This is a genomic window from Stenotrophomonas sp. 2YAF22 (assembly GCF_052114665.1).
Classification (GTDB): Bacteria; Pseudomonadota; Gammaproteobacteria; order Xanthomonadales; family Xanthomonadaceae; genus Stenotrophomonas; species Stenotrophomonas indicatrix.
Map to the genome: position 1 here is coordinate 1 of NZ_JBFRFE010000360.1, position 4,398 is coordinate 4,398.

Annotated in this window: 5 protein-coding genes and 3 tRNA genes; 6 read left to right on the forward strand and 2 right to left on the reverse strand. The window is 65.8% G+C overall.

From position 1 onward, the window contains the following. Positions 1-753, forward strand: a 753-nt coding sequence (locus AB4Y84_RS14350; protein WP_442250327.1) for an alpha/beta hydrolase, incomplete at its 5' end; no start/stop codon positions are given. Positions 754-888: 135 nt separating this feature from the next. Continuing rightward, positions 889-964 (forward strand) — tRNA-Ala (locus AB4Y84_RS14355). Positions 965-1,018: 54 nt separating this feature from the next. Here AB4Y84_RS14355 and AB4Y84_RS14360 read toward each other — a convergent pair. Further along, a complete protein-coding gene (locus AB4Y84_RS14360) occupies positions 1,019-1,192 on the reverse strand; it encodes a hypothetical protein (RefSeq protein ID WP_181393036.1) in 174 nt (57 codons plus the stop codon). 179 nt (positions 1,193-1,371) lie between these two features. On the opposite strand from AB4Y84_RS14360, the gene AB4Y84_RS14365 reads away from it, so the two are divergent. Then, on the forward strand, positions 1,372-1,836 hold the full coding sequence (locus tag AB4Y84_RS14365; protein ID WP_442244064.1) for a hypothetical protein: 465 nt from the start codon (positions 1,372-1,374) through the stop codon (positions 1,834-1,836). 70 nt (positions 1,837-1,906) lie between these two features. On the opposite strand, the gene AB4Y84_RS14370 is transcribed toward AB4Y84_RS14365, so the two are convergent. Beyond that, positions 1,907-2,926, reverse strand: coding sequence for an NADP-dependent oxidoreductase (locus tag AB4Y84_RS14370; protein ID WP_442244065.1), 1,020 nt, complete (start codon positions 2,924-2,926; stop codon positions 1,907-1,909). A 338-nt stretch (positions 2,927-3,264) separates the two neighbouring features. On the opposite strand from AB4Y84_RS14370, the gene AB4Y84_RS14375 reads away from it, so the two are divergent. The 3 genes from AB4Y84_RS14375 to AB4Y84_RS14385 all read left to right on the forward strand — a co-directional run bounded on the left by AB4Y84_RS14375 (position 3,265) and on the right by AB4Y84_RS14385 (position 4,186). Continuing rightward, positions 3,265-3,340, forward strand: a tRNA-Phe gene (locus AB4Y84_RS14375). Positions 3,341-3,382: 42 nt separating this feature from the next. Next, positions 3,383-3,458: transfer RNA gene (locus tag AB4Y84_RS14380), tRNA-Phe, on the forward strand. A gap of 176 nt (positions 3,459-3,634) precedes the next feature. Next, positions 3,635-4,186, forward strand: coding sequence for a lipocalin family protein (locus tag AB4Y84_RS14385; protein WP_442244066.1), 552 nt, complete (start codon positions 3,635-3,637; stop codon positions 4,184-4,186). Positions 4,187-4,398 lie beyond the last annotated feature (212 nt).

Genomic DNA, 4,398 nt, shown 5'->3' on the forward strand with positions numbered 1-4,398 from the left:
CGCGACGGCCATGCGCTGGTCGTGCGCCTGTACACGCCCGCTACCAACAGCGCCGAACCCCGCCCCGCCCTGTTGTTCGCCCACGGCGGTGGCTGGTTCCAGTGCTCGCTGGCGGTCTATGACGGCCCCTGCCGAGCCCTGGCCAATGCCAGCGGCCATGTCATCGCTGCCGTCGGTTATCGGCTGGCCCCGGAGCATCCGTTCCCGACGCCGCTGCACGACGTCGCCGACGCCTGGCTGTGGCTGCAGGCCAATGCCGCAGACCTGGGTCTTGATCCCGCGCGCCTGCTCATCGGTGGAGACAGCGCTGGCGGCAATCTCGCCGCCGCGTGCTGCCTGCTGCTGCGCGATCAGGGACTGCCGCTGCCATCGCATCAGCTGCTGCTGTACCCGGCATTGGATGCCACCATGGCCAGCAGCACCTATCGTGAGTTCGCCGACGGTTACTACCTCAGCGCCGAACTGATGCAGCGCTGCTGGCAGGCCTACCTCGGCGACGGTGACCGCCGACAGGCGCTTGCTTCACCCCTGCACGCCCCAGATCTACGCGGGCTGCCAGCAGCCACGGTGCTGAGCTGTGAGTTCGATCCGCTGCGCGATGAAGCTGAACAATACGCCGCGCACCTGCGGGAAGCGGGTGTGGACTGCACGCTGGAGCGCCTGCCGGGGATGATCCACGCCTGCATCCACCTGCATGGCGTGTCGGCTGCGACCGACATCGCGATCCAGCGCGCGGCGGCCTTGCTGCCCTGAGCCCGGCCTGCAGCGGCGCGGATCACCTGCGCCGCTGTGTCCGGCCCGCCCCTTTGCAGCCGGCACCGGCCAGCGCTATGCTAGGGTCGTCACGTGGCGTCAGCTCCGCTGCCCACGGGATGCAACACCACCCATGGGGCCATAGCTCAGCTGGGAGAGCGCGTCGTTCGCAATGACGAGGTCAGGAGTTCGATCCTCCTTGGCTCCACCATATGAAGAACAAAAAGCCCCGGCACTGCCGGGGCTTTTTGTTTTGGCCAACCGCTCAGGCCGGGTCCTGCCCGCCGTCCTTGCGCACGGGTGCACGCGAATGCGCATCACGTACCTTCTGGTCCTGCTGACCAGGGCGCTGCTTGGCCACTTCCTCCTGCTGCCGGTCCTGGCGACTTTCCTGCACGCCTTCGTGTGCGTTCGAGGTCTTCTTGTCGTGTTCGGTCATGAATTGCTCCCAAGGCGCCGGCAACAGGCCGACGTGACGCGGACAACGCTAGCCGCGCCTGCGTGATGCGGCGGTCGGTTGCCTGCGAACAGCGCGTGCAGCCATCACGCCCCTTCAATGCTTGTGATCGTCATCGGCGCGTGGTCACAATCGGCGGTCACCTCGCACAAGGATGCGCCATGTATCGCCCTGCCCTGATGTCTGCCCTGTTGATCCCACTGCTGCTCGCCACTGGCTGCGCGCATCGCCTTGACCGGCAACCAGCGCCGCCAGCAGGCTACATCGGCACCTACGAGGCGGTGCGTGCCGCGCAGGATGACCCCGAGCGCGGCATCTCCGGCGTTTTCGTGCTGACCGTGCAGGCCACCCGTACCGAAGGCGAGCGCATCTACCTGAACAGCGAGCGCGATTACCGCCACCCGCTCAACATCACGCTCAACATCGATGCCGCGCTGCGCCCGGAACTGGAGAAGGCGTTCGGCATGAAGCTCGAACAGCTGCAGAACCGGCGCATGCTGGTGCGCGGCACCGCGCGTCGGGTACGCATCGCCTTCATCGATTCGAACGGCCGGCAGAGCGAAAAGTACTACTACCAGACCCAGATCCAGATCCGCGACGCCAATCAGCTTCGTTTCGCCCCGTAAGCCAACGAACGGCGCGCGTCGTGGATGGAGGGCACCGGACCCGTTCCGGTGCCCTCAATGAAGCGATCACTCAATCCAGCTTCACCACCAGCTTGCCGAAGTTGCGCCCCTGCAGCAGGCCAAAGAAGGCTTCCGGCGCATTCTGCAGACCCTGCACGACGTCTTCGCGGTACTGGATGCGCCCATCGCGCAGCCACTGCGGCATGTCGCGCTCGAAATCCGGCCATAGATGCTTGAAGTCATGGACGATGAAGCCACGCACGGTCAGTCGCTGGCGCAGGATCTGGCTGAACAGCGCCGGCAGCCGATCCGGTCCAGGCTGCGCGACGCCGCGGGCGTTGTAGGTGGCGATGGTGCCGCACACCGGAATGCGCGCGAAATCATTGAGCAGCGGCAATACCGCATCGAGCACATGCCCCCCCACGTTCTCGAAATACACGTCGATGCCATCCGGTACGGCAGCACGCAGTTGCGCTGCAAAATCGGAGGCGCGATGGTCCAGCGCCACGTCCACGCCCAATGTCTCCAGGTACGCACGCTTGGTCTCACCACCGGCGATGGCGACCACGCGCGCGCCCTGCAGCTTGGCCAGCTGCGCCACGGTGGCCCCGACCGGTCCACTGGCAGCAGCCACCACCAGGGTCTCACCGGGTTGCAGCCTGCCGATTTCTATCAGGCTGGAGTACGCGGTGAACCCTGGCATGCCGTACACGCCCAATGCCGTGCTCAGCGGCAACCCGGCCGGATCCAGCCGCCGGCTGATCGCATCGCCCGCCACCACGGCATGGGTCTGCCAACCACCGGGGGCCAGCACCAGGTCGCCCACCGCCAGGCCAGGCGCCTGCGACTGCAGTACTTCGGCGACGGTCTGGCCTTCCATCACCGCATCCACGGCCACGGGCGGGGCGTATGACGGGCCATCGTCCATGCGTCCGCGCATGTACGGATCCAGCGACAGGTAACGGTTGCGCAGCAGCACCTGGCCGGGTGCCAGCGCCGGCAGGGCCGCCTGTTCGAGGCGGAAATTGGTGGCGACCGGCGCACCTTGCGGACGCGAGGCAAGCACGATACGGGTGGTTGAATCGGACATGTCCAATGGCTCTGCTGCGGGCAGCTTCGGGGAGGGGAACCGCGACAGTACGCCGTGCCCTGCCCGCGTGCGCGCCATGAAAACAGCGTTCCATCGGCGCCGTCCCCACTCCGCCCCTGCATCGCTTGCTCCGTCAACTTTGGCGTCAGCGGCGGGCCGCTGTTTTCCGCGTCCGACAATTCAGGTCGAGCCGGCTCAACGCAGGATCAATCACTTGCAGGACCTTCCGCCGGCCACAGACACCAATGTGAAGGTTTTTTTCCAAAACGCTTGCCGAACCTGTCCTACGTCCGTAATATGCGCGTCCTCAGCAGCGACATCGCTGCAACGAAACAAGTGGCCGAGTAGCTCAGTTGGTAGAGCAGGGGATTGAAAATCCCCGTGTCGGCGGTTCGATTCCGTCCTCGGCCACCACTTTCGAAGACCTGCAGAAATGCGGGTCTTTTTTTTCTACATGGCCGAGTAGCTCAGTTGGTAGAGCAGGGGATTGAAAATCCCCGTGTCGGCGGTTCGATTCCGTCCTCGGCCACCATGTTCGAAGACCTGCAGAAATGCAGGTCTTTTTTTTGTCTGCGACTTTTCCGTCCACGCATGGCGTGGCTCACGCCGCATCGATTGTGCGCGGACGCGGGCACGCGGGTTGACGAAACATTCACACCTCCGCGTGCCGTGCACCCTACGCTCCAGAGTCCTGCCCGGAGCCGCCCCATGCACCTGCGCCCCGCCCTGCTCGCCTGCCTGCTGCTTTTCGCCGCACCGGCACTCGCTGCCGAGCCCGTGCGCGCCGTCAGCGAACTGGACATTGATCGCTATGCCGGCCAGTGGCACGAGATCGCCCATCTGCCGGTGTCGTTCCAGAAGCAGTGCGTGGGCGAGATCACCGCCAACTACGGGCTGCGTCGCGATGGCCGCATCAGCGTCACCAATGCCTGCCGCAAGGTGGATGGCGAGCGGGTTGTCGCCGAAGGCGTGGCGCGGCCCGTTGCGGGACAGCCCGGCCAGCTGCAGGTGCGCTTCGTTCCCGACTGGCTGAGCTGGGTGCCCCTGGTCTGGGCCGACTACTGGGTGATCGCGCTGGACCCGGACTACCAGTGGGCGATGGTCGGTGAGCCCGGCCACAAGTATCTGTGGATCCTCGCGCGCCTGCCGGAGATGGACCGCACCCTGTTCGACCGGCTCAAGGCAAAGGCCGAAGCGATGGGCTACGACCTCGCACCGCTGCGCATGATGGCGCCCCTGCGCGACACCTCCGCCGATTGAGGCGCTGCCCAACCGGCGCACGCCACGCTCGCAATCCGGCATCACGCACGCCTCGCGTGCATCTTCACGCGCTACCCTCTGTGGCGGGTCGCCGCAGGCGCTCCATTCCACCATACGCCGTAGTATGCTTATCCCACGCACTGCCCTCAGAGGACCTGCGCCCATGCTCCACCGCTTCCGTACCGTCTTGATCGTCCTGTGCACCCTGGCCC